The following is a 25,624-nucleotide window of genomic DNA, read 5'->3' on the forward strand; positions in this document are numbered from 1 at the left end:
CTTTGGTGATTATTTTAGAAGAAACGAGGTGATTGCATTACTCTACGTGGGAATGATAGGTCAAAAGTCACAAAAACTTCATGAGAACTATCAGAAGCAACAGAGATGTCAGAGACAACTCGATCATAAGCATAACCCACTTTTAAAGTGTCTGTAAGATTAACACCAAAAAGACCTGTAAAGGAATCCTCATAACGGTAACCTACACCTAATTCAAAGCGATTATTAAATAAGAAATTAGTATTCACATCAAAACTTATAGGAGCGTCAAAGGCACCTTTAATTAAAGTATGAGGTTTAAACTTTACTGTGTCGCTTAGATCAAATACATAACCTGCAGTTAAGAAAAAGTGTTGTGTTTCACTCCCAAATTCAAGGCCATTTTCATCAAGGTGAGTAGCACTTAACATATTAGGTACTGAGAAACCAGTATACCAATTTTCCCCATATAGAAAAGCTCCAGCTCCAATATTTGGATAAAGTTCATTTAATCTTTCACTAAATAAAGGGTCTCCTGGTTGTGTAGTGCCTACCGTTGCTAGGTCTACGTTATGAAAGGTAACACCAGCTTTAAGACCTAGTGCCAAAGTAGTTTTTTGTCCTACTTGTAATTTATAACTAAAATCAGCATAAATGTTTTTTTCATTTACTGGACCAATAACGTCATTAATAAAGGATAATCCTAGTCCTACACGATCACCTATTGGTGCGCTACCTGAAAAGGTGATGGTTTCTGGGGCTCCTACTACACCGGACCATTGCTGTCTGTAAAGTGAGGTAACTGATAGGCCTTCTTTAGTACCAGCATATGCTGGATTAATAATGTTTTGGTTGTACATGTACTGGGTGTACTGAGGATCTTGTTGCGCATGCACAACGCTTGTACAGGCTAGTGTTAAGAGTATCCCCATTGCAAGTAATTTTCTCATTCTTACAAGTTGGTTTAATTATGTAAATTAAGTTTTCCGTTTGTTTAATTATCAAATGTAGTATAATTGTTTTAATACAACACTTCATAATGTTCGAATATATGAAAATTGATTTTCTGGAAGCCTATAAGATTTCCTTAATAGATTAAGAGCATCGTTTTGAGGACTAATGGATGTTAGTTTCGTCTAAAAACACTATAAACGGGAAAATGATCACTATATCCACCTTTGTATCTTCTTCCCACAAAAGTTCTTGAAGGTTGGCCTCTATATTTACCTTTCCATTGTCTTAACATGATGTCGTCAAAAATATTGGCTTTTGAAAAGTATAATGATTTAGGGATATCATTTTCAAGACTTTGACTTATAATGATTTGATCAAATAAATTCCACTTAAATTGATGATTTAGGGTACCTCTATAAAAAGTTTTAAGTGGAGCTGTTACATTGTTAAAGCCTTGTGGTATAATCACATTTTTAATACTATCATTCTCAGGATCGTCATTAAAATCACCTAGAATAATTACGTTATGACTATCATGTGTTTCGTGAGTGTTGCTATATCTCTTCTTTTCAGGGTCATTTTTATTGATATGAGCTATTAATTTTTTAGCAACTTCAACTCTTTTATGATTAGTCTCTTCGGCGCCATCTCTTCTCGACGGCCAGTGATTTACATAAATATCTAAAGGCATGCCAGCTAGCTTTCCTTTGACATATAAAATATCTCTGGTATAATCTTTAGTTCCGTTCTCTTCTATAAGTTCTACGCATATAGGAGCACTATGATGTACGGTAAAAAGATCCTCGTTGTAAATAAGGGCAACATCGATTCCTCGTTCATCCGGACTGTTGTAATGAATAAAGTTATAGTTTTGATGAGACAGTTTGGGTTGACTAAGTAACTCTTTAATCACTTTTTTATTCTCAACTTCAGCTATACCTATTATTACTGGCAATTTTCCGGTTTCTTCAAAACCAATTTTACTTATGCAATCACTTATTCTATTAAGTTTTTTTTGATACCTATGTGGAGTCCACTCATTTCTTCCAAACTCAGTAAAATCATCATCTAAAATATTAGGGTCGTTTATTACATCAAAAAAGTTCTCGAGGTTATAAAATGCGATGGTGTATTGTTCAAAAGCATGACTAGGTATCGCTGCTGACATATGTTGTTGATTTAATTTTTAAAAGTAAGATCCTTGTTTTTACAGAGTAGTGGTTTAAAATACCAAACAGTATCCAACAAAATTTAATTTATATGGAAATGGATAGATTGTATTTTTTTAAAAAGTCAATACAATTGGTAATTGCCACCGTATCTCTCTCTAATTTACTCATCATTACGGCGCCTTCCAATGTTGCGATATAAACGTTTATTAACTGCTCGGTATTTATATCAGCTTTAATTTGTTTATGTTTTATTCCTTGTTCAATAATCCGTTTTATGGAGCTTTTTAAGTTTACAAGCATTCCAAAAGATTGTTGTCTGAGAACAAGATTTGCGTCATCACTTTCAATAGCGCTATTAAGCAATGGGCATCCTCCTTCAAATGGTGGATCTACTAGATAATTCTCAAAAAAATCAAATACCACATTCATTCTAGATATAAAATCTGTGGCTTGTTTGATGTTTGTAGTTAAAGTGGAGAACATTCTTTTATTTAAGCTGCGTAACGCCTGTTGTTCTAGGTCTTCTTTATTCTTGAAATGTTTGTAAATGGCTCCTTTAGTAAAGCCTGTAGCGTTGGTAATATCACTTAGTGAAGTGGCTTTATATCCATGCTTATTGAATAAATTTGCACTTGTATTGAGAATATGTGATTTTGTTTTTTCTGGATTGCGCATACTCAAAAATACCAAATGGTATCATAACATACAAGTATGAAATTAAGTTACGAATTAGTGCCAGGTAATAAAGAAAGCATCGTTTTGTTACACGGTTTTTTAGGATACAAACAACAGTGGAGTGGATTATTGCCTTTTCTAAAAGGATTTAATCTAATTTTTATAGAATTACCTGGTCATGGAAACAGTGCTAGTCAAGATGAGCCCTATTCAATTGAAGATCTGGCAAATGAAATAAACACGCTTATTGAATCAATTGGAGTATCTAAATTTCATGCGGTAGGTCATAGTATGGGTGGCTATGTGTGGTCCGCTTTCGCGAAAGCGCAATCTAACAAACTACTGTCGCTCACATTAATTAACAGTGTGGGCACTCGTGATACCGACCAGCGTAAAGAAGTACGTAATCATTCATTAAACTTTATTGATAAATACCAAGAAACCTATATGAAAATGGCTATTGGGAATTTATTCACTGTCCAAGAGAAGTCGGTTCATAAGGGAATTATCCGTGATATGATCAATAAAGCAAAAGAAATGGATATTACTAGCGTACGTCATGCTATAGTAGCAATGCGTGATAGACCTTCTTATTCAAATGAGCTAAGTAAGGTGAAAAATTTAATCTATATAGCAGGAGAAGAGGATGAGGTTGTTCCTTTAAATAGGATTAAAGAAGAGATTAAATTAACTCGAGGAGATCTTTTTGTAATAGCGTGTGGACATATGAGCCTGGTAACTCATCCAGAAGAAATTGCAAGAAACATGCATTTCATCGAATAAAAACATCAGTTAATAGGTTTTTTCCTTAAATAAAGCATAAATTCATCCTCGTAATTAATCATTTGTCAATTATGAGTAAGAAGTTTCCCTCTAAATCCTTGCTTTGTTCCATCACCGGACATAAATACCGAGTGAGTAAAGAAATAACCGAGCACGTTAAGGAGTATACGTGTTGTAAGTGCAACAAGAAAATGACATCGACCATTTATGGTCAACTACTACCTCTTAATGATCAGTACTCTAGATTGAATAGAGCGCTTAGCTCACTACAACAAGCCAAAGTATTAAAAGAAAGCTATTCTTGAAAGCTGTTCCAGCCCATTGCCTTAATCTCAATTTGTTCTCCACCTCTTGTGATTAGATGATTGCCAAAGCTTTTATCAACTACATGTCCAATCACCGTTAGATTAGGGTTTGCCTTGATCTTTGGATAATCTTCTTGACTAATAGTGAATAACAATTCATAGTCTTCGCCACCACTTAAGGCGATAGTAGTGCTGTCTAGGTTGAACTCTTCACAAACATTAATTACAGTTGGATCTAACGGTATTTTTTCTTCATAAAGTTTGATACCAACATCGCTATTTTTACTAAGGTGTAAAATTTCTGAACTTAAACCATCACTCAAATCAATCATTGAGGTAGGAACTACGTCTAACTGTTCTAATAGTAGCGGAATATCTTTTCGGGCTTCAGGCTTTAATTGTCTTTCCAGAAGATAACTATAAGGCTCCATATCGGGTTGATTATTTGGATTTGCCTTGAAAACAGCTTTTTCTCTTTCAAGAATCTGTAATCCCATATAGGCCGCACCTATATCTCCAGTGAGTACGAGTAAATCACCATCATGTGCGCCGCTGCGTTTTACAATTTTACTTTCCTCTTGATGACCTATCGCAGTTACAGAAATTATTAGACCGCTGGTGGATGATGTGGTGTCACCACCTATTAAATCTACACCGTAAGTTTTACAAGCAAGGTGAATTCCTTGATAGAGTTCTTCAAGTGCCTCAAGGGGAAAACGGTTAGATACAGCTATAGAAACAGTTACTTGAGAAGCCTGGGCATTCATAGCATAAACATCAGATAAATTAACCATAATAGCCTTATACCCTAGATGTTTTAATGGAACATAAGAAAGGTCAAAGTGTATACCTTCTACCAGCATATCAGTAGTTATGACATTAGGTTGTTTGGTATGAATAATTGCAGCATCATCACCTATTCCCAGTAATGTACTGTTATTATTAATTTCCACTTGTTTAGTAAGAGTCTCTATAAGACCAAATTCACCTAAATTCTCTATACCTGTACGGCTTTGATTTTTATTCTCTAGCATGATGCAAAATTACAATTTACTTACGGTTTTACCCGTGTGCAATCTCTATCTTGTTATAGGTAGTATTTATAAGTGTATTAACCCTTTGTATGCCCTTGCTGTCGTATATTTGCACACATTTTGATTAATCAAATAATATTATGATAAACGTTTCAGAAACAGCTAAGGTTAAGCTAGCTCAACTTATGAGCGAGGATGGATTTACCATAGATAAGGACTATGTGCGTGTAGGAGTAAAAAGTGGTGGTTGTAGTGGTTTGTCATACGAGTTAAATTTTGACGACTCAACAACTGATACAGATAAAATTTTTGAAGCAAACGACGTGCGTATAGTGGTCGATAAAAAAAGCTTTCTTTACCTAGTAGGAACAACTCTAGAATATAGTGGTGGACTTAATGGAAAAGGATTTGTGTTCAATAACCCAAATGCACAACGCACATGCGGTTGTGGTGAGAGCTTTTCGCTTTAATTTTTAAACACATTTAAGATGTCTAAGTACACAGAAGAAGAATTAAAAAAGGAACTCGAGACTAAAGAGTACGAGTACGGCTTTTATACCGATATTGAATCTGATACGATTCCCGTAGGTCTTAATGAGGATGTGATAAAACTAATTTCTCAAAAAAAGAACGAGCCACAATGGATGACAGATTGGCGATTAGAAGCGTACAAGGCTTTTAAAGATATGGTCGAGCCAGAATGGGCAAACGTACATTACAAAAAACCAGATTTACAAGCTATATCATACTACAGCGCTCCAAATAAAAAGCCTAAGTACGAATCTCTGGATGAAGTGGATCCAGAATTGTTGGAGACCTTTAATAAACTAGGAATTTCCCTTGATGAGCAAAAGAAATTAGCAGGAGTAGCTGTGGATATTGTAATGGATTCAGTTTCTGTGGCAACGACCTTTAAAGAAACCCTAGCTGAAAAAGGAATCATATTCTGTTCAATTTCAGAAGCTATTCAAGAACATCCAGAGTTAGTAAAAAAATATATAGGAACTGTTGTACCACAAAAGGATAACTACTATGCAGCGTTAAATAGTGCTGTGTTCTCAGATGGATCTTTCTGTTACATCCCAAAAGGTGTGAGATGTCCTATGGAGTTGTCTACTTATTTTAGAATAAATCAAGCAGGAACTGGTCAATTTGAACGCACCCTTGTAATTGCCGATGAAGGTAGTTATGTCTCTTACCTTGAAGGATGTACAGCTCCTAGTCGTGATGAAAACCAATTACACGCAGCAGTTGTAGAGCTTATTGCACTTGATGATGCAGAGATTAAATACAGTACCGTTCAAAACTGGTTTCCAGGTGACAAAGAAGGTAAAGGTGGAGTATTCAATTTTGTAACAAAAAGAGGTTTGTGTGAGAAAAATGCAAAAATCTCATGGACACAAGTTGAAACCGGTAGTGCTGTTACATGGAAATACCCTAGCTGTGTATTAAAAGGTGACAATTCAATTGGAGAGTTTTACTCCATTGCAGTTACTAATAACTTTCAGCAGGCAGATACAGGGACCAAAATGGTTCACCTAGGAAAGAATACTAAATCCACGATTATTTCAAAAGGAATAAGTGCTGGAAAATCTCAAAATTCATATAGAGGATTAGTTCACGTAAGCCCACGTGCTGCAAATGCTCGTAATTTCTCTCAATGTGATAGTTTACTTATGGGGAATGAATGTGGAGCGCACACTTTCCCATACATAGAGAACAAGAACAGCAGCTCTCGCATTGAGCACGAGGCCACTACTAGTAAAATAGGTGAAGATCAAATATTCTATTGTAATCAACGAGGAATAGATACCGAGAAGGCAATCGCCCTTATTGTAAATGGTTTTTCAAAAGAAGTACTTAATAAGCTTCCTATGGAATTTGCTGTAGAGGCTCAAAAACTTCTTGAAATAAGTTTAGAAGGATCTGTAGGATAAATTAATAATAAAACGTAGTTGTTTAGGATATCGCTTTCGCGAAAGCGTACTTAAAAAAACCAATCATCATTTTATTCACTATGAGAAAAATACTAGCGATTACACTTTTAACAATCATCTCAATAGCTTGTAAGCAACAATCCAAGGATGACGAAAACACGGACGCTTCTGTGGTTGAAATGGACAATACAAGTAGTATTCCTGAAGGTCAAGTTGAATTGCGAGGAGAATTTATTGTATACGAGGATATTATCGTTCTCAATACAACTAGTAAAATTCATGAAGTAGAAAGAAATGATGTGGCGTTACAACTAGTTGATAGAACAAATCCACTTAAAAAGAATGAGTACGACGCGCCTATAGTTACTCTTCAAGGTAAACTTAAACCAAACCCAAAACTAGAACGAGGTGAAGAAGGATGGCCAGAAGTTTTTACCATTCATAAAATAATAGAAATTAACCCAGCTCTTGAGAGCAACGTGATCACAACAGGATCCAAAGTAGAATTAAAAGACATCAAGTAGATCGATATGTTAAAGATAAAAAACCTTAAAGCCTCAATTGAGGACAAAGAAATCTTAAAAGGAATAAATCTAGAAATTAAGCCTGGAGAAGTGCATGCTATAATGGGACCTAATGGTTCTGGTAAATCAACATTTGCCAATGTTATTGCAGGTCGCGAGGAATATGAAATGACAGATGGTTCTATCGAATTAGATGGTGAGGAAATTTCTGAACTTGATCCAGAAGAAAGAGCACACCGCGGTGTTTTTCTTTCGTTTCAATACCCAGTAGAAATTCCAGGTGTATCAGTAACAAATTTCATGAAAACTGCGATCAACGAGACTCGCAAGGCACAAGGTAAAGATGAAATGCCTGCAAAGGACATGCTTAAATTGATTCGTGAAAAATCAGAACTACTTGAAATAGATCGTAAATTTTTGTCTCGATCGCTAAATGAAGGTTTTTCTGGTGGTGAGAAAAAGCGTAATGAAATTTTTCAAATGGCGATGCTAGAGCCTAAACTATCTATTCTTGATGAAACAGATTCAGGATTAGATATTGATGCATTGCGCATTGTTGCAAATGGTGTGAATAAGCTTAAAAGCAAGGATAATGCAACCGTAGTGATTACTCACTATCAAAGGTTACTTGATTATATAGTTCCGGATTATGTACATGTACTATATAAAGGTAGAATCGTAAAGTCTGGTGGTAAGGAACTAGCTCATGAATTAGAAGAAAGAGGTTACGACTGGATTAAAGAAGAGGTTGACGCCTAGTAGTCTAATAATGATTTTTACAGTTGATCAACAATTTACGATAGTACTGTAAAAACATAATAAAAAGAATTATGAGTTTTAAAGACAATATTATTTCCTCCTTTATAGCGTTAGAATCTCAGGTAGATACAGATTCTTATGTACATGGATTGCGCAGCGATGCTTTAAAGCAATTTGAAACAGTAGGAATACCACAACGCAAGGATGAAGCTTATAAATACACGAGTTTAAAATCTCTTTTTAATAAAGACTATTCTTTATTCCCAAAAACAGATTCTCATATTGAATATCGTGACATCAAAAAGTATTTGATGCACGAGATTGATACTTACAAGGTGATATTTGTAGATGGTGTTTACAATTCCCAATTATCACAAACAACACACGACAAGTATGATATTTGTTTGATGTCAAGTGCGTTAAGCAAGGATAAATATGCTCCTATAATTGAGAACCACTACAATAAAATTGCTGGTAATGATAGCTTAACTTCTCTCAATACAGCATTTGCTCGTGAAGGTGCTTACATACATATTGGTAAAAATGTAGCAGTACGCAAACCTATTGAGATTGTTTATTTCTCAACAGGAAATGAAAATGCTGCAATGATGCAACCTAGAAACCTAGTTGTCGTAGGTGAGAATTCTCAAGTTCAAATTATAGAACGCCATCAAAGCCTGAGCTCAAACTCTGTGTTGACAAATGTGGTTACAGAGATTTATGCAGATCAACGCGCTATGGTGGATTATTACAAAATACAGAACGACAATGTTGAAGCTTCTTTAATAGATCACACAAGCGTTGAACAACAGTCAAATAGTGAGGTAAGATTGCATACTTTTTCATTTGGCGGTTCTATAACACGTAACAATTTATATTTCTATCAAAAAGGAGAGCACTGTAATTCTTTACTTAATGGTGTGACTATATTAGAAGGTAAACAACATGTAGATCATAGTACACTTGTTCATCACACACAACCTAATTGTGAAAGCTATCAGGAATACAAGCAAATCTTTGATGATAGATCTGTAGGTGTATTTAATGGTAAAGTTTATGTAGATAAAATTGCCCAAAAAATTAACGCCTTCCAGCAAAACAATAATATTTTAATTAGTGATAAAGCAACCATAAATGCAAAACCACAATTAGAAATTTTTGCTGACGATGTTAGATGTTCACATGGTTGTACTATTGGCCAATTAGATGAGGATGCTATGTTTTACATGCAGTCTCGTGGTATTGGTAAAAAGGAAGCTAGAGCTTTACTCATGTTTGCCTTTGCAAACAGTGTATTAGAAAGTGTTAAAATACCAGAAGTAAAGTCTAGAATAACCAAGATTATAGCTCTTAAATTAGGAGTAGAAATAGGATTGGATTTATAAAGATTATTAGAAGTAATACTTTAAAAACCAGTCCTTGAGACTGGTTTTTGTTTTAAAAAATTAAACTTAAGGAAAACACTATTCTTATCGTAGTGTTCACTTACAGAACGTACCTTTGTATTATGTTTGATGTACAAAAAATAAGACAACAGTTTCCAATACTTCAAAGAGAAGTCAATGGAAAGCCTTTAATATATTTTGACAATGCTGCAACCTCACAAAAACCCCAAGCAGTAATTGATGCCATTGTAAAATATTACAGTCATTACAATGCAAATATTCATCGTGGTGTTCATGCTTTAAGTCAGGAGGCGACAGATTTATTTGAGCAAGCCCGTGAAAAGACAAGAGCATTTTTTAATATACCACAAGCTAAACAAGTAATCTTCACATCTGGTAATACACATTCGATAAATGCAGTTGCTAGTGGAGCACATGTTTTTGTCTCAAAAGGTGATGAGGTGATTGTAAGTGCAGTTGAACACCATTCAAACATAGTTCCTTGGCAAATGCTTTGTGAAAAAGTAGGAGCTGTACTTAAAGTGATTCCAGTTTTAGACGACGGTACATTAGACATGAAAACCTATTCTAATCTACTTAGTAATAAGACTGCATTTGTAGTTGTAAACCATATTTCAAATGCACTAGGTGTTACTAATCCTGTTAAGGAAATAATTAAACAAGCGCATGAGTTTAATGCTTTAGTTTTAGTTGATGGTGCTCAATCTTGTGGACACATGACTGTCGACGTGCAGGCTCTTGATGCAGATTTTTACACAATGGCCGGTCATAAAATGTGCGGTCCTACTGGTATAGGAGTTTTATACGGTAAAGAAAACTTGTTAAACCAATTACCACCTTATCAAGGTGGTGGCGAGATGATTGATCAAGTAACTTTTGAGCACACTACCTACGCAGGTTTACCTCATAAATTTGAAGCAGGAACTCCAAATATTGCCGGTGGTATTGCATTAGGAGCGGCTATCGATTACCTAAATGAAATAGGTATGGACAATATTGCAACATACGAGAATGAGTTATTAGAGTACGGTACAGCACAGCTCAAAACAATTCCAGGTGTTACAATTTTAGGAGAAGTAACTGACAAAGCGGCGGTAATTAGTTTTGTTGTAGATAAGCTGCATCCATACGATATAGGAACCATTGTAGATAAATTAGGTGTTGCAGTACGTACGGGTCATCACTGTGCACAGCCAGTTATGGATAGATTTCAAATTCCAGGAACTATAAGAGCAAGCTTTGCTTTTTATAATACTAAAGAAGAAATAGACATAATGGTACAAGCTTTGCAGCGAGCTGTTAATATGTTAGCTTAGTGTAAGCTTAAATAAGTGAAGTTATGATGAAAAAAGCAGCAATTTTTGTAATGATCATTTTTACAACCTTAAGTTGTAAAACGATAGAAGACATGAATGGTAATTATAAAGTAACTACTGTAGGTGATAATAATTATGGTGAGTATGATATCACTTTAAATATAGAAACCGATGGAACAGTGAATAGAATCTCTGGAAAATCTGCTTGTAACCAGTATTCGGGTGAATTTAAATACCAGGGAACGTCTATTGAGATTGGACCACTTATGGGCACAAAAATGTATTGTAGGGAATTAGACAAAATCGAAAGAGATTATACCGCACACTTGGCAAAATCAGTGCAAGTAAAACCTACTGAAGATGGTCTAGAATTATTTGACGAATCGGGTACACTTACTATAAAAGCAATCAAGATTAAATAATGGCTACTATACAAGATATACAAGAGGAAATCGTTGATGAGTTTGCAATGTTTGATGACTGGATGCAGAGGTACGAGTACATGATTGATCTAGGTAAGAACTTGCCATTAATTGACGAAACTCAAAAAACCGAGGACAAACTCATTAAAGGTTGTCAATCCAAAGTTTGGGTTGACGCGCAATTAGATAACGAAAAAGTACATTTTACGGCAGATAGCGATGCTATTATTACCAAAGGAATTATAGCTATACTTATAAGAGCTTGGTCAGGTCAAAAACCACAAGATATTATTGCCGCAAATACAGATTTTATTGATCAAATAGGTCTCAAGGAGCATTTATCTCCTACCAGAGCAAACGGTCTTGTATCAATGATTAAACAGCTTAAAATGTATGCTGTAGCATACCAATCACAATTAAATTAAACCATGGAAGAAATAAACGGTCAGGAAATAGGAGAAAAAGTAGTAAGAGTTCTTAAAACTATCTACGATCCAGAAATCCCAGTAGATATATACGAGCTAGGACTTATATATGATGTGATGGTAAGCACTGATGCCGATGTGAAAATCCTCATGACCTTAACATCACCTAATTGTCCGGTGGCAGAAACTCTACCAGTTGAGGTAGAAGAGAAAGTAAAAACTCTCAAAGAGGTTAACGATGCCGAGGTAGAAATCACCTTTGATCCACCATGGAGTAAGGATCTCATGAGTGAAGAGGCAAAACTAGAATTAGGCATGTTGTAGTATGGAGGAAATCGTGAATCGAGTAGCGCAAAGCAAGCTGCGCACCATTGACCTCGAAGATTTTTATTTGCCAGGAACACGCAGTGTTATTGATATATCACAATGGTTACTTGAAGGTCTGGTAGTGGTAGAATCTCGCTTTCGCGAAAGCGTAAAAAACACTGATTTCTCTATTTATAAAGACCACTATGTAGCCATTCATTGCAGTACCGATGCAATCGTGCCACAGTGGATATGGATGTTGTTACAAAGTCATCTTACTGGAATTGCAAAAAAGGTGGTTTATGGAGATCTTCAACACCTTGAAAGCGTGTTGTATACAGAAATTCTTAATAACCTTGATTTATCAGAATATCAAGACCTACCAGTAATTATTAAAGGATGTTCAAACAAACCAGTACCGGTAAACGCCTACTTAATGCTTACTGAAAAATTACAACCTATCGCCCGATCTATAATGTACGGTGAGGCATGTAGCGCCGTTCCTATTTTTAAAAAGCCTAAAAAATAACAATGTCTTTTATAGGTTATATTGCTGTTTTCTTAATCTTAAGATGGTTATATGTGAGCTTTATGGGTGGTTATACCCAACAAAGCTCTACCCAACCTAGATATCGCAGCCATTCTAATAATACAGTAAGTCCACAAGATTTTGAACTCAATTTACTTTCGCTTACTAGTATAGTCATTAAGGCAGATGGTAATGTAAGTCAACGAGAACTGGATTATGTGAGAAATTACTTTGTAAGTTCTTATGGCAAGGATAGAGCCAATGCTGTTTTTAGGGTATTTAACGATGTGGTAAAAAAGCGACAAGTAAATGCACAACGTATTTGTCAAATGCTTAATACTCGTACCACCTACGAGACACGATTGCAAATTCTTCATTTTCTATTTGGTATAGCACAAGCCGATGGTCACGTTAGTGACCCAGAATTGCGAGTACTGCAAAACATAGCTAGTTACTGTAGATTAAGCAGTAGGGATTTTATATCTATTAAAGCCATGTTTGTAAAGGATCGTGACAATGCTTATAAAATCCTTGAGATAGAAAAATCGGCAACAGATAATGAGGTGAAAAAGGCCTACAGATCAATGGCCAAAAAGTATCACCCAGATAAACTTGTTCACATGGACGAAGCGTACCGTAAAGGCGCCGAAGAAAAGTTCCGTAAGGTACAAGAGGCTTATGAGAGTATCAGGAAAGAACGCGGCATGAATTAAATCTCTTTCCTTTAAGATGCTTATCCTGATGAATTTTCCTTTGAGATAAATTACTTTTGCAGGCAAATCACTTTTCCCATGAACGTACTTATTTTAGGTAGCGGTGGTCGTGAGCACGCATTTGCCCACGCTATTGAAAAAAGCGAATTACTAACCCAATTATATGTTGCACCTGGTAACGCAGGTACGGCAGCAATAGCAACAAATGTTGATCTAGGTGTCACTGATTTTGATGCTATCAAAGAGTTCTCGTTAAAAAACGATATTAATATGATTGTTGTAGGTCCAGAGGCGCCACTAGTTGCCGGGATTTATGATTATTTCCAACAAGAAGAAACATCACATATTAATGTTATAGGTCCTTCAAAGAAAGGTGCCGTTTTGGAAGGTTCTAAAGAGTTTGCCAAGGAATTCATGCAACGCAATGGTGTTCCAACGGCTGCCTATTCTAGTTTTACGGCCCAAACCGTAGAGGATGGAAAGAGATTTTTGGAAACTCTAAAAGCTCCTTATGTGCTTAAAGCCGATGGTCTAGCAGGAGGAAAAGGTGTACTTATAATCAAGGATCTTAAAGAAGCTCAAGATAGCCTGGAAGAAATGCTCGTAGGAGGAAAATTTGGAGAAGCGTCCAATAAAGTCGTGATTGAAGAATTCCTTGACGGTATTGAAATGAGTGTATTTGTAATGACCGATGGAGAGCATTATAAAATATTACCTAATGCTAAGGACTATAAACGAATAGGTGAAGGCGATACAGGTTTAAACACGGGTGGAATGGGCGCCGTGTCTCCAGTACCATTTGCAGATCATGTCTTGATGGAAAAGGTTGAGCAACGTATTATACAGCCTACCATTTCTGGATTCAAAAAGGAATCAATTACGTATAAAGGTTTTGTATTTATTGGCCTTATGATAGTAAATCAAGAGCCCTATGTAATCGAATACAACGTGCGCATGGGTGATCCTGAAACAGAGGTTGTTCTACCTAGAATTAAGTCTGATTTATTGAGACATTTGTCCGCTTTCGCGAAAGCGGAATTAAACAAGGAACAACTAGAAATAGACAGTCGTAGTGCTACTACAGTTATGTGTGTGTCTGGTGGATATCCAGAAGCCTATGAAAAAGGGAAAGTGATTACCGGGATTAATGAAATTGAAGACAGCATTGTGTTTCACGCAGGTACAACTGTTAAAGATGGTGCTGTTGTCACTAATGGAGGTAGAGTTATTGCTGTAACCAGTTATGGTGAAGATTTCAAACAGGCACTAAAAAAATCTTATCAAAATGTAAAACAGCTACAATTTGATAAGATGTATTATAGAAGTGATATAGGATTTGACCTATAAAACTTATGATTCAAACGTCTTACTTCAAAAACGAGTGAGACGTTTGTGTTTTATCTTCTTCACCATTTTGGTCAAAGATGCGCAATTGCTTCATCCAGTAACCTAATGCTACGATAAGTATAATGATGGCGATCCAAGTAATAGAGTTTGCAGCCCACCAATTTTCATTTTCTAGCTCTCTTAAAAAATCTAAAGGAGCAAATAAAAGATCTACAAATAAGTATTCGATTCCTTCTAATAATTCTTTCATTGCAGTAAATTGCTTGTTATCCTGCAAAAGTAATATAAAAAGCTGATGCTTCATAGATTTTTTGAAACTACTCAACCTATTCATTACGCACTTTATAGTGGGCTCGTAATTGTTGCTGGATTTACATCTGTATTTTGGTTTGAGCAACTCTCGTTCCAGACGGTTACAACTGTTTTGGGATTAGTCTTTTTATTGCTATTGACTCAGTTCATTCTAATAAAAAATGAACTTACTCAAAACTCTAGTTATGCTTTTATGAGCATGTCTGTGTTATTGTGTTTGTTGTTTCCAAATGTTTTTTCAGATTGGTTGTGGTTAGCTAATCTTCTAATATTTATGTCTTTAAGGCGATTGCTTAGTTTGCGTACTAGGCATTCCATATTGGCCAAAATTTTTGATGCTAGTTTCTGGATAACTATAGCTTCCTTAATTGAACCAAAATTTTGCCTTTTTTTCCTTCCAGTCTTTGTTGGAGTCTTTTTGTGGGCTCGCAATAATTATAGATTCTGGGTTATTCCATTTTTAGGGATTACAACCGTGTTAATAATTAGCTGGGTAATTCAATTGTATTTTAATATTGACTTATTACCTAGATTAATTTTGAGTTCTTCCTATGAGTTTGCGGGATCATATGTTCTACAACTTCACTGGGTTTCTATCCTATTGCTATCATTTATTGTAGCAGGTATAATTTTATATGTGGGATCAATAATAAGTGTCATTCATAAGACAAGAGCAAAGTATTCAGTATTATTCTTTTACAGTCTAGTTTCTGCAATAATTTTTTTATGGTTAGATAAAAATCAAACAGCCAGTCAACTATTATTGTTTTTACCAACTGTTCTTTTTCTAAACTACATTTTTACTTCTTCATCAAATAGAGTTTTAAAAATTATTCTGGTATTAATCCCTATTGCGATTTTAGTAGTGAGAACGATATTCATTTTGTAAAATACTTTTTACAGGCATGGCAAAATAAAATAATTGTAAAATAATTGCCGTTCTACTATAAATCAGTGATAACTGTATTAACTTTAAGAAATTATCCGATTACTAACCATACCATTATGAAAAAACTTCTTTTATTGTCGTCTTGTTTATTATTACTTTTTTCATGTTCTGAGAAAAACCCTAAAGAACTTCAAGAAGAACAAGCTGCCGAGTTTTTTAAATTCCGAACTATAATAGATCAAGTAACCGATAATGTTGTAAGTGCTCATGAAAATATAACTGTAAGATTTACAAATCCACAAACTAATTGGAATTCTGGACAAACAGTACCAGAAGATGTGTTTAAAATATCTCCAGAGGTGAAGGGTAAATCTATTTTTATTGATAATCAAACAATTTCATTTGTTCCTGACGAACCTTTAGAAAACAATACTAATTATCAGGTCAAACTTCAGGTTGGTAAATTATTACAGGTAGAAGACGATTTAAAAGAGTTTAATTTTTCTTTCAAGACGATTAAGCAAGATTTTATAGTAAACATTGAGCCTGTTATAAGCGTTGACAAAAACACGCAACGTGTTATAGGCTTTATACGAGCAAGCGATATTCTCACACTGGAAGATGCAAGAAAAATCGTTACAGCCAGGATTAACAGTAAAGAACAAGATATTAGCTTTCAATCTGATATTGAAAAAGCCAGTTCTTTTAGCTTTATAATTGACAATATTAAACGCACCGTCGACGATCAGGAGCTTAAAGTTTTTTGGAATGGTGCTGCAATTGGAGTAAACGATAAAGATGAAGTATCCATTACCTTACCAGGAAAGGATAATTTTTTAGTCACTGATATTCAACTTGTCAATTCAGAATCCTCTTATGTTGCTGTGCATTTTTCTGATCCTTTGAAAAAAACACAAAATTTAGATGGTTTAATTTCTATAGAAGGACAAAAAGATCTTAAACTAGAAATTGAATCTAATACTGTTAAAGTCTACACACTAAATGCTATCTCAGGATCCAAAATGGTCGAGGTTTTCAATGGTGTTGAAAGTACTGATGGATACAAATTGAAAAAACCATTTTCTAGCTATATCGCTTTTGAGCAAGTAGAGCCAGAAGTCAGATTGATTAAGTCTGGTGCAATTTTACCTAGTTCACAAAATACTAGTGTTCGTTTCAAAGCGGTAAACTTAAACGCTGTTGATGTAATGGTTTATCGTATTTATGAAAATAATGTTTTGCAATTTCTTCAATCTAACAATATAGCATCTACTGGAAATATGAGAAGGGTTGGTAGGCCTATTGCACGTAAGGTACTTGATTTGAAATCTTCCGTTAAAAATATCAGTACATGGAATGTATTTTCAGTTGATTTAAATGAACTTATTGCACCAGAACCTGGCGCAATATATCGAGTAGAACTGGATTTCAAACTAGCTTACAGCGCCTACTCTTGCAACTATACTGCCGAAAACCAACCTGAAATTGAAGAAATAGATTATAACGATTCCTTTGAAACGACAAATTGGGATAGTTACCAAAACTATTATTACGATGAATACGATTATTCCTATAACTGGCGAGATAGGGAAGATCCTTGTACACATAGTTTTTATAGGAATAAAACAGTAAGCACAAACATATTAGCTAGTGATATAGGAGTCACCGTTAAAAAAGGACAGGATAATAGCTTTTTAGTAGCTGTGACTAATTTACTTTCAACTAGTCCTCTTGCTGGATCATTAGTGACCTTTTATAACTACCAGCAACAAGAAATTGCAACTACTAGGACGAGTGCCAGTGGACTCTCGCAAATTAAACTTGATCAAGTCGCTTATTTTGTAAAAGTTAAATACAAGGATCAGTATGCTTACGTAAGATTAGATAACGGGCAAGTATTACCGGTAAGTAAGTTCGACACGTCTGGAGAACAATTGCAAAAGGGAATTAAAGGGTATATCTACACAGAACGTGGAGTATGGAGACCGGGAGATCATATTTATTTATCATTTGTTTTAAATGATAGTGATAATAAACTGCCTGCTAATCACCCTATCAAATTAGAGTTAAGAGATCCTAATGGTAAAATGATACATCAAGAGGTTCAAAAAAATGGCTTAAATAAAGTGTATCAATTTGATTTACAAACAGACGAAACAGCACCTACTGGAAATTGGAATGTACAAGTTCAAGTAGGAGGAATAAGCTTTTATAAAACTTTAAAGATTGAAACAATAAAGCCCAATAGGCTTAAAGTGCAGTTAGATTTTGAAGATGATCTAATCACCAGCGGTAAAAAGGTTGATATTGATTTATCTGCTATGTGGTTACATGGTGCCAAGGCTAAAAACCTAAAAGCAAATACTACTGTAAAATACTATAGTACATCGACAAAATTTTCTAAATATGACAACTATAATTTTGATGATCCATCTCGATATTTTGAAATGATAGAAAACGAGGTTTTTGATGGCAAATTAAATAATGATGGAAAGGCAAGTTTTTCCATTAATCCTGAGCTGAATAGTCAAGCACCTGGAATGCTAAAAGCTAACTTTCTCACTAAGGTTTATGAAAACGGTGGTGATTTCAGCACCAATGTCACTTCATCGTCCTACTCACCATATACACATTATGTTGGGTTAAAAGTACCACCAGGAGATAAAAGACGTGGGATGTTAGTAACCGATAAAGACCACACCTTTGACGTGGTCACAGTTAATGAGAAAGGAGAGGCAGCTGCTAGACAAAACCTTGAAGTGAATGTATACAAAGTATCGTGGAGATGGTGGTGGCAAAGCACTTCAAACTCATTATCGAGATATGAGTCAATGGAATCCAGGCAATTAGTAAATTCTCAAAAAATATCCACCAACGGCTCTGGAAAAGGTAGTTTTAAAATGCAAATCAAGTACCCAGAATGGGGTAGGTATTTTGTTAAAGTTTATGATCCAGAAAGTGGTCACAGTACAGGTAAAATAGTTTACGTGGATTGGCCAGGTTGGGCAGGGAAATCACGAAAAGCTGATCCAGAAACCGCAAGTATGCTGGTCTTTAATGCAGATAAAGAATCCTATAATGTAAATGAACAAGCTCAAATAACATTTCCTAGCAGTTCCGGTGGAAGAGCTTTAATTACCATTGAAAATGGAACAGAGATTTTAGACGCAAAATGGGTCCAAACCAACAAGGATAAAACGACCACCACATTAACAATAGATAGCAGGTATGTTCCTAATGTTTATGTACATATAACATACTTACAGCCTCATGCATCAACAGCAAACGATTTACCATTAAGAATGTATGGAGTAATACCGTTAATGGTAGAAAATAAAAACACGCATTTACAACCAGTTATTAAAATGCCTGAAACATTACAACCAGAAAGTAAAGTTTCTATAACCGTAAGTGAAAAGAATAACAAGCCTATGACCTATACACTGGCTGTTGTGGATGAAGGGCTACTAGACTTAACAAATTTTAAAACACCAAATCCTTGGGATAAGTTCTTTGCAAGAGAAGCCCTAGGTGTAAAAACCTGGGATATTTATGATGATGTGATTGGAGCTTATGGTGGTAGAATAGATGCGGCATTTGCAATAGGTGGTGATGGTACAGCACAAGCGGCCAAAGCAAAAAAGGCCAATCGATTTGAACCTATGGTGCGCCATATAGGTCCTTTTGAGGTAGCAGCTGGTAAAAGTCGTACACACACTATTGATATTCCCAATTACGTGGGATCAGTGCGCACTATGGTTGTTGCTTCAAATGTTAAAGACGAGTCTTATGGAAACGCTCAAAAAACAACACCTGTAAAAAAACCATTGATGATGCTGGCTTCGCTTCCGCGAAAGCTTACTCCAGGAGAAACTGTCAAATTACCAGTAACAGTGTTTGCGATGGAAGACAATATTAAAAATGTAACAGTCGGCTTTAAACCATCAAATCATTTTGAAATAGTAGGACCTACGCAACAACAGTTAAAATTTGAAGAAGTTGGAGATCAATTAGCTTATTTTGATGTTAAAGTAAAAGATCAAGTAGGAATTGCTCAATTAGAATTTTCTGCGAGTTCATCTGGTGAAAAAGCAAGTTATAAAACTGAAATAGATATTGTCAATCCCAACCCTTTTACCACAAGTAGTCAGCAAGTATTACTCAAGGCAGGAGAGAGTAAAACACTTCCTATAGAGCCTTTTGGAAGTAAAGGAACAAATTCGGGAATAATTACAGCCTCAACCTTGCCAGAAATGAATATTGGTAAGCGATTGAATTATTTAATAAGGTATCCACATGGTTGTGTGGAACAAACCACTAGTGCAGCATTTCCACAATTAGGATTGTCTACTGTTGCAAACTTGAATTCTCAAGAGCAATCGACACTCTCAAACAATGTAAAGATGGCTATCAATAGGTTGACGAGTTTTCAGCGCCCTGATGGTGGATTGTCATACTGGCCAGGCGCAGGAAGTCCAAATGATTGGGGAACAAGTTATGCAGGTCATTTTATGTTAGAGGCAGAACGTGCAGGATACGCCATCCCAGTTACTTTCAAATCAAATTGGATAGCTTATCAAAAACAAGCCGCTAGTAGATGGCGTTACAATGATCACAATGACTTTAATCAAGCGTATCGATTGTACACACTAGCGCTGGCTGGTGTTGCAGATTTAAGTGCTATGAATCGCTTTCGCGAAAGCGGTAATTTATCTAACAATTCTAAGTTACGACTAGCAGCAGCCTATGCTATGGTGGGACAGCAAAAGGTAGCAAATGAACTTCTAAGCAATTCAAATATAGATTTTAAACCCTATCAATGGGTTTACAGATCATATGGGTCGCCAGAAAGAAATCGTGCCATGGCATTGGAAACTTATGTCATCATGGGTAAAAAAGAAAAAGCAAGAGAATTACTTGAGAATATTGCCAAACAACTAGCTGATAATCGATATATGAATACGCAGGCAATAAGTTACAGTCTGGTATCTATTAATAAATATGTAGAGAGTTTAGGCGGTACAGGATTTAGTATCGAGTTGCTTGATAAGGGTAATAAGGAAGTTATTGAGTCCAAGAAAAGTATAGTGATGCGAGATTTACAAGTGGCTTATAATCCAACAACTATTCAAGTGACCAATACAGGGAATGTAGATGTGTTTCTAAATACAGCTTTAACTGGGAAATTACCCGTAGGAAAAGATAAAGTAATCCAAAGTAAATTGTCAATGGTTGTTGCTTATACAGACAAAAATGGAAATCCAATAGACGTTAGTAATCTTTCTCAAGGAACCGAGGTTACCGCAATAGCTACCATAACAAATACAACAGGTGTCACTATTAGAGATGTTGCTTTTTCACAAATTGTGCCGTCTGGTTGGGAAATGGTAAACACTCGATTTACTGAATACGGTGACGAAGAAAACAATCAGGTAGAATATAAGGATATAAGAGATGATAGAGTGCATTACTATTTTGACTTACAGCCTAAAAAATCCATTAGTTTAAAAACGGTTATTAATGCAAGTTATTTGGGAGACTACTACTTGCCAGGTTCACAAGCTGAGGCTATGTACGATGGTGATTATGTTGTGCGCAGTCAGGGAAAATGGATTACAGTAAAGCGGTGATAAATGATAACAACTCCTTATTATGCAGTAATATTCACTTCAATTCTTAAAAAAGATGATCCTGAATATCATTCAATGGCCAGTTTAATGGAACAGGCTGTTACTAACAATGACGGATTTATACAACTTGAAAGTGCCCGTGATGATTTAGGAATTACTATATCATACTGGAAGGATTTGAGCTCCATAAAAAAGTGGAAACGTAATTTGCAGCATTTGAAAGCGCAAAAATTGGGTAAAACCCTATGGTATTCCTATTATAAGGTTCGCATTTGTAAGGTAGAACACGAATATGAATTTAAAATTTAAGTATATTAAAATTAGTTTATTTTCTTTCCTTTGCAAGCTATGACACAAGCTGACAATCCTTTTTCACAAGGTAAAGTGATATTAATTGATAAGCCGCTAGAATGGACTTCATTTCAAGTAGTGAATAAAGTGCGCTGGCTGATTAAAAGAAAGTTTAAGCTTAAAAAGATCAAAGTAGGTCATGCAGGTACTCTAGATCCACTAGCAAGCGGATTACTTATATTGTGTACTGGTAAAGAGACTAAAAATATTACTACCTATCAAGCGCAACGTAAAGAATATACCGGTACCATTACTTTAGGAGCTACTACACCTAGCTACGACTTAGAAACGGAGATTGATAAAAGGTTTGATTACGATCATTTAACTGAAGACGACATTAGAAAAGCGGCAAACAGTTTTGTGGGCACCATTGCTCAAAAGCCGCCGATATTTTCGGCCATTAAAAAAGATGGAAAACGTTTGTATGAGCTAGCAAGAGCTGGTGAAACTACTGAAATAAAAAGTCGAGAGGTGACCATTCATGATTTTGAAATCACTAGAATTGATTTGCCAGAAGTGGATTTTAAAGTGAGTTGTAGTAAAGGAACTTACATAAGATCTCTAGCTCATGATTTGGGCATCGCATTAAATAATGGAGCTCATTTAAGTGCCTTGCGTAGAACTGCAATAGGTGATTATCGAGTAGCAAACGCTATGACCGTTAAAGAGTTTGAAGAGAAGCTAGATTAAAACTATTACTTTTTTACTCGGTGTGCGTTTGAACTTTTGCACAGACTAGTTTAAAAAAGAGTGAAATTGAAACAAGAAAATGACTTAACTATTTAGCCTATGCCTATTGTAATCGAATTAGATAAAATTCTCGCAGAGCGAGGTATGAGAAGTAATGAACTTGCTCAAGCAATAGGAATTACCACGGCAAACCTTTCTATTCTAAAAACGGGTAAAGCCAAGGCAATTAGATTTTCTACTTTAGAGGCTATCTGCAAAGTATTGGATTGTAAGCCGGGTGATATAATTAAATTTCATTCATAATGTAAAGGTTGATTAGGTAGTACAAAAACGATTTTGTTTAATTATTTTAAAGATATTCTTAAGATATCAGTATATTTATCTTTTAAATTAAAGAAAGAATGAAAAAAGCACTTTTGTTAATAGCATTTATTGCAGGAACTTCGGGAGTTTTTGCACAAGATTTATCTAAGGAAATGACTATAGCTCTCAAAAATGATGATGTTAGAGCTATTTCTTCATTAGTTAATGATTCTAACAAGGATGCATGTCTAGTATCTGGAAGTCAGGAATACAACCTTCTTCAATACAGTGCTATGATGAAAAGTAATGATATAGCTGTTTATTTAATACAACAGGCTAAAGCAGATGTTAATGGCACTTGTAACAACATGACTCCATTAATGATGGCTGCTAAAGCAGGGAATAGCTCTTTAATATCTACATTGTTAGAAGCTGGTGCAGATGCATCAATAAAGATAGACGGTAAAACTGCACTAGATTATGCTGAAGAGACTAAAAATATTGCAACTATAGCTGCACTAAGAAAGTAATATATACTCTTAACTATAACCAACGAAAACCCTGACAGTTTTGTCAGGGTTTTTTTTGAATGATTCTAAAAAACTGAACTCAATTATTGTTTAAATTTTATCAAATAAAACTAAACAAGTATCTTTACTAAGTTAAAAAATTAACGATGTTAAAATCATACCCTAAAAAAATTGAAATTTCAACATGTGAAGACGAGCCTATTCGTTTTATACATAGAACTCAATCACATGGTGTACTATTAGTCATAGATAATGATTTTAACATCCTACAATATTCTAAGAATGCAACCGATTTTTTGAATGTTCAGATTGATCTTTTAAACAGTAACTTATCTGCGTTTCTGCACGACGAGGTAATTTATAAATTGAAAATACAGCTTATAGATAACGATTTCAAGACAGTAGTAGACGGTGAATTTTCTTATAAACTTTCTTTGAGTAATGAGGGATTGTTGTTGGATATTGAAAAGTACGATTCAACATTAAATCTTCTAGAAGAGCAACAACTAATTATAAGCGCTCTCAATAAAATGTCATCGTGTAATAGTGTTCAGGAGGTTTTAAATACTGCAGTAAATGAAATAAAACATTTCCTTAATTATGATAGGGTTATGGTTTACAAGTTTGATGCAGATTGGAACGGAGAAGTTATAGCAGAAGCGGCTAATAATGATTTGCACTCCTGGTTAGGTCTACATTATCCTGCCGGTGATATACCAAAAAACGCACGTGACCTTTTTAAGGAACAAGGTGTAAGAATTATATCAAATCTAAAAGAACCAGATTACCCTTTATTTCCTATGGTAAATCCACAGTCTGGTTTTTTGACTAATTTAAGTAACTCGATTCTAAGAGGTTCTAGTGATATTCATAAAGAATATTTAGGGAATATGGGAGTTTGTGCAACTTTAAGTTGTGCAATAGTGATCGAGGATAAATTATGGGGATTAATTGCTTGTCATCATTATAGTCCAAAGTTTATCGACTTTCAAAAACGTCAAACCTGTTTTTTACTTTCTGACATAATAAGCAATCAAATTACGATAAAAACGTCAAATGACTTTATATCACGTTTGAATCAAAACAGTCATGTACGTTCAAAACTTGTTCACTATATGAGTGAAAAATGGGATCTCGTGCACGGACTTACAAACAATGAGGTTACCGCACTAGATTTGGTTAAATCAGATGCTTTTATCATTAAGTATGACACTCAATTAAGCTCAATAGGTCTCTCATTGGAAGACACAGATATTAAAAATATAATCAAGAAATTTGAAGTTCTATGTGATGAAAACGGTTTTTATAGTTCCAATTCCTTTAGCAAAGAAACTTCCATTCCTAGTTTAGAAAAGTTACAATTCGCTGGTGTGGTCTTATATAAAATAAGCAAGAAGAAAGGTGATTGTATAATATGGCTAAGAAAAGAACAGATTGCTGAAATTAATTGGGGTGGTAATCCAGACAAAAAACAAATCCAAGGAAATCTAACTCCTCGTAAATCATTTGAAAAATTCACAGAACAAGTAAGAGAGCATTCCATACCATGGCAAACACACGAAATAGCAGCTATTAAAGCCTTTGTTGAGGATGTTAAAAATATAATCGTAACTAAATTTTCTGAAGTATCTAAACTGAATAGACAGCTTTTGTCTTTAAATCAAGAATTAGAAAGTTTTAGTTACAGTGTATCGCATGATTTGAGAGGTCCATTGCGTGGTATAGATGGTTTTGCTCAAATACTTATGGAGGATTACATGGATCAATTAGATGAGGATGGTAAGCAGAGTCTTCAAATAATCATTAATAGTGCCGCTAGAATGAATGATTTAATGGACTCTATTTTGAGTTATAGTGGTCTTAGTAAGCTCAGGAAAATTGATGATGATATCGATGTTGAGAAACTTTGTAATGATATCGTAAAAGATAGTAATATGAAAAGGCGCTATCCAAAGACTCAATTTAATATTCAAAAAGGATTACCTTCAATATATGGAGATAGAGCAATGTTGTACCAGTTGTTTTTTAATTTGCTATCAAACGCTTTTAAATACAGTTCCAAAAAGGAAGCTCCACAAGTAACCGTATCGCAATACAACGACGGTGAAAAGGATGTTTATGTTGTAACTGATAATGGTGTAGGATTTGATCCTAAATATGGTAAAAAGATTTTTGGTGTATTTACACGTCTTGTTAAAGAAGAGTACGAAGGTACAGGTGTAGGACTGGCTATTGCGCAAAGGGTGGTGTTTAGACACGGTGGCGATATCTGGGCAGAAAGTGGACTAAATAAAGGAACGACGATAAAATTTTATTTTAAATCAATTAGGTAG

Annotated in this window: 26 protein-coding genes; 21 read left to right on the top strand and 5 right to left on the bottom strand. The window is 35.1% G+C overall.

What is annotated here, in order from left to right; translation table 11 throughout:
* Positions 1-14 precede the first annotated feature (14 nt).
* From BST91_RS11835 to BST91_RS11845, 3 genes are all read right to left on the bottom strand, one after another.
* Positions 15-929, bottom strand: coding sequence for a PorP/SprF family type IX secretion system membrane protein (locus tag BST91_RS11835; RefSeq protein ID WP_042276574.1), 915 nt, complete (start codon positions 927-929; stop codon positions 15-17).
* A gap of 176 nt (positions 930-1,105) precedes the next feature.
* Positions 1,106-2,101: an endonuclease/exonuclease/phosphatase family protein gene (locus BST91_RS11840; protein ID WP_085775499.1), complete on the bottom strand. Its 996-nt coding sequence runs from the start codon at positions 2,099-2,101 to the stop codon at positions 1,106-1,108.
* 88 nt (positions 2,102-2,189) lie between these two features.
* Positions 2,190-2,780: a TetR/AcrR family transcriptional regulator gene (locus BST91_RS11845; protein ID WP_042276571.1), complete on the bottom strand. Its 591-nt coding sequence runs from the start codon at positions 2,778-2,780 to the stop codon at positions 2,190-2,192.
* A 36-nt stretch (positions 2,781-2,816) separates the two neighbouring features.
* On the opposite strand from BST91_RS11845, the gene BST91_RS11850 reads away from it, so the two are divergent.
* Together BST91_RS11850 and BST91_RS13130 are read left to right on the top strand one after the other, a co-directional pair.
* Positions 2,817-3,563 (top strand): alpha/beta fold hydrolase, encoded by a 747-nt coding sequence (locus BST91_RS11850; protein ID WP_085775500.1) that lies wholly within the window; start codon positions 2,817-2,819, stop codon positions 3,561-3,563.
* Between the two features lie 71 nt (positions 3,564-3,634).
* Positions 3,635-3,868: a hypothetical protein gene (locus BST91_RS13130; protein ID WP_157546971.1), complete on the top strand. Its 234-nt coding sequence runs from the start codon at positions 3,635-3,637 to the stop codon at positions 3,866-3,868.
* Here BST91_RS13130 and thiL read toward each other — a convergent pair.
* Entirely contained in the window at positions 3,859-4,902 is a 1,044-nt protein-coding gene (gene thiL / locus BST91_RS11855; protein WP_085775501.1) for a thiamine-phosphate kinase, read from the bottom strand. The two genes, BST91_RS13130 and thiL, sit on opposite strands and share 10 nt — an antisense overlap.
* Positions 4,903-5,042: 140 nt before the next feature.
* On the opposite strand from thiL, the gene BST91_RS11860 reads away from it, so the two are divergent.
* The 12 genes from BST91_RS11860 to purD all read left to right on the top strand — a co-directional run bounded on the left by BST91_RS11860 (position 5,043) and on the right by purD (position 14,586).
* The gene (locus BST91_RS11860; protein WP_042276565.1) at positions 5,043-5,372 is read left to right on the top strand and encodes a HesB/IscA family protein; all 330 of its coding nucleotides are present in this window, start codon (positions 5,043-5,045) and stop codon (positions 5,370-5,372) included.
* An 18-nt stretch (positions 5,373-5,390) separates the two neighbouring features.
* A complete protein-coding gene (sufB, locus tag BST91_RS11865) occupies positions 5,391-6,839 on the top strand; it encodes a Fe-S cluster assembly protein SufB (protein ID WP_042276562.1) in 1,449 nt (482 codons plus the stop codon).
* Between the two features lie 80 nt (positions 6,840-6,919).
* Positions 6,920-7,363 carry a hypothetical protein gene (locus tag BST91_RS11870; RefSeq protein ID WP_085775502.1) on the top strand — a complete coding sequence of 148 codons (444 nt, stop codon included), beginning with the start codon at positions 6,920-6,922 and terminating at the stop codon, positions 7,361-7,363.
* 6 nt (positions 7,364-7,369) lie between these two features.
* Positions 7,370-8,122: a Fe-S cluster assembly ATPase SufC gene (gene sufC, locus BST91_RS11875; protein ID WP_042276558.1), complete on the top strand. Its 753-nt coding sequence runs from the start codon at positions 7,370-7,372 to the stop codon at positions 8,120-8,122.
* Positions 8,123-8,193: 71 nt separating this feature from the next.
* The gene (sufD, locus tag BST91_RS11880) at positions 8,194-9,507 is read left to right on the top strand and encodes a Fe-S cluster assembly protein SufD (RefSeq protein ID WP_085775503.1); all 1,314 of its coding nucleotides are present in this window, start codon (positions 8,194-8,196) and stop codon (positions 9,505-9,507) included.
* A 122-nt stretch (positions 9,508-9,629) separates the two neighbouring features.
* Positions 9,630-10,844, top strand: a complete 1,215-nt coding sequence (locus BST91_RS11885; protein ID WP_085775504.1) for an aminotransferase class V-fold PLP-dependent enzyme — start codon at positions 9,630-9,632, stop codon at positions 10,842-10,844.
* 23 nt (positions 10,845-10,867) lie between these two features.
* A complete protein-coding gene (locus BST91_RS11890; protein ID WP_085775505.1) occupies positions 10,868-11,266 on the top strand; it encodes an META domain-containing protein in 399 nt (132 codons plus the stop codon).
* Positions 11,266-11,691, top strand: coding sequence for a SufE family protein (locus BST91_RS11895; RefSeq protein ID WP_042276548.1), 426 nt, complete (start codon positions 11,266-11,268; stop codon positions 11,689-11,691). The genes BST91_RS11890 and BST91_RS11895 overlap by 1 nt, the downstream gene beginning before the upstream one ends.
* 3 nt (positions 11,692-11,694) lie before the next feature.
* Positions 11,695-12,015, top strand: a complete 321-nt coding sequence (locus tag BST91_RS11900) for an iron-sulfur cluster assembly protein (protein ID WP_042276546.1) — start codon at positions 11,695-11,697, stop codon at positions 12,013-12,015.
* A gap of 1 nt (position 12,016) precedes the next feature.
* Complete coding sequence (locus tag BST91_RS11905; protein WP_085775506.1) at positions 12,017-12,526, top strand: DUF2480 family protein; 510 nt, start codon at positions 12,017-12,019, stop codon at positions 12,524-12,526.
* 62 nt (positions 12,527-12,588) lie between these two features.
* Complete coding sequence (locus BST91_RS11910; protein ID WP_394335655.1) at positions 12,589-13,239, top strand: tellurite resistance TerB family protein; 651 nt, start codon at positions 12,589-12,591, stop codon at positions 13,237-13,239.
* A gap of 78 nt (positions 13,240-13,317) precedes the next feature.
* On the top strand, positions 13,318-14,586 hold the full coding sequence (purD, locus tag BST91_RS11915; protein ID WP_085775507.1) for a phosphoribosylamine--glycine ligase: 1,269 nt from the start codon (positions 13,318-13,320) through the stop codon (positions 14,584-14,586).
* A 19-nt stretch (positions 14,587-14,605) separates the two neighbouring features.
* Here purD and BST91_RS11920 read toward each other — a convergent pair whose 3' ends face one another.
* Entirely contained in the window at positions 14,606-14,836 is a 231-nt protein-coding gene (locus BST91_RS11920; protein ID WP_060523411.1) for a DUF6341 family protein, read from the bottom strand.
* Positions 14,837-14,881: 45 nt separating this feature from the next.
* Here BST91_RS11920 and BST91_RS11925 point away from each other — a divergent pair, with 45 nt between their 5' ends.
* From BST91_RS11925 to BST91_RS11955, 7 genes are all read left to right on the top strand, one after another.
* The gene (locus BST91_RS11925; RefSeq protein ID WP_085775508.1) at positions 14,882-15,787 is read left to right on the top strand and encodes a hypothetical protein; all 906 of its coding nucleotides are present in this window, start codon (positions 14,882-14,884) and stop codon (positions 15,785-15,787) included.
* 116 nt (positions 15,788-15,903) lie between these two features.
* Positions 15,904-21,417 carry an alpha-2-macroglobulin family protein gene (locus BST91_RS11930; protein ID WP_085775509.1) on the top strand — a complete coding sequence of 1,838 codons (5,514 nt, stop codon included), beginning with the start codon at positions 15,904-15,906 and terminating at the stop codon, positions 21,415-21,417.
* A 3-nt stretch (positions 21,418-21,420) separates the two neighbouring features.
* Complete coding sequence (locus BST91_RS11935) at positions 21,421-21,726, top strand: antibiotic biosynthesis monooxygenase family protein (protein WP_085775510.1); 306 nt, start codon at positions 21,421-21,423, stop codon at positions 21,724-21,726.
* Positions 21,727-21,765: 39 nt separating this feature from the next.
* Positions 21,766-22,458 carry a tRNA pseudouridine(55) synthase TruB gene (gene truB, locus BST91_RS11940; RefSeq protein ID WP_085775511.1) on the top strand — a complete coding sequence of 231 codons (693 nt, stop codon included), beginning with the start codon at positions 21,766-21,768 and terminating at the stop codon, positions 22,456-22,458.
* A 99-nt stretch (positions 22,459-22,557) separates the two neighbouring features.
* The gene (locus BST91_RS11945) at positions 22,558-22,761 is read left to right on the top strand and encodes a helix-turn-helix domain-containing protein (protein ID WP_085775512.1); all 204 of its coding nucleotides are present in this window, start codon (positions 22,558-22,560) and stop codon (positions 22,759-22,761) included.
* Positions 22,762-22,859: 98 nt separating this feature from the next.
* Positions 22,860-23,291, top strand: a complete 432-nt coding sequence (locus BST91_RS11950; protein WP_052510257.1) for an ankyrin repeat domain-containing protein — start codon at positions 22,860-22,862, stop codon at positions 23,289-23,291.
* A 146-nt stretch (positions 23,292-23,437) separates the two neighbouring features.
* Positions 23,438-25,624, top strand: a complete 2,187-nt coding sequence (locus BST91_RS11955) for an ATP-binding protein (protein ID WP_085775513.1) — start codon at positions 23,438-23,440, stop codon at positions 25,622-25,624.

This window comes from Nonlabens tegetincola, assembly GCF_002117085.1.
GTDB lineage: Bacteria > Bacteroidota > Bacteroidia > Flavobacteriales > Flavobacteriaceae > Nonlabens > Nonlabens tegetincola.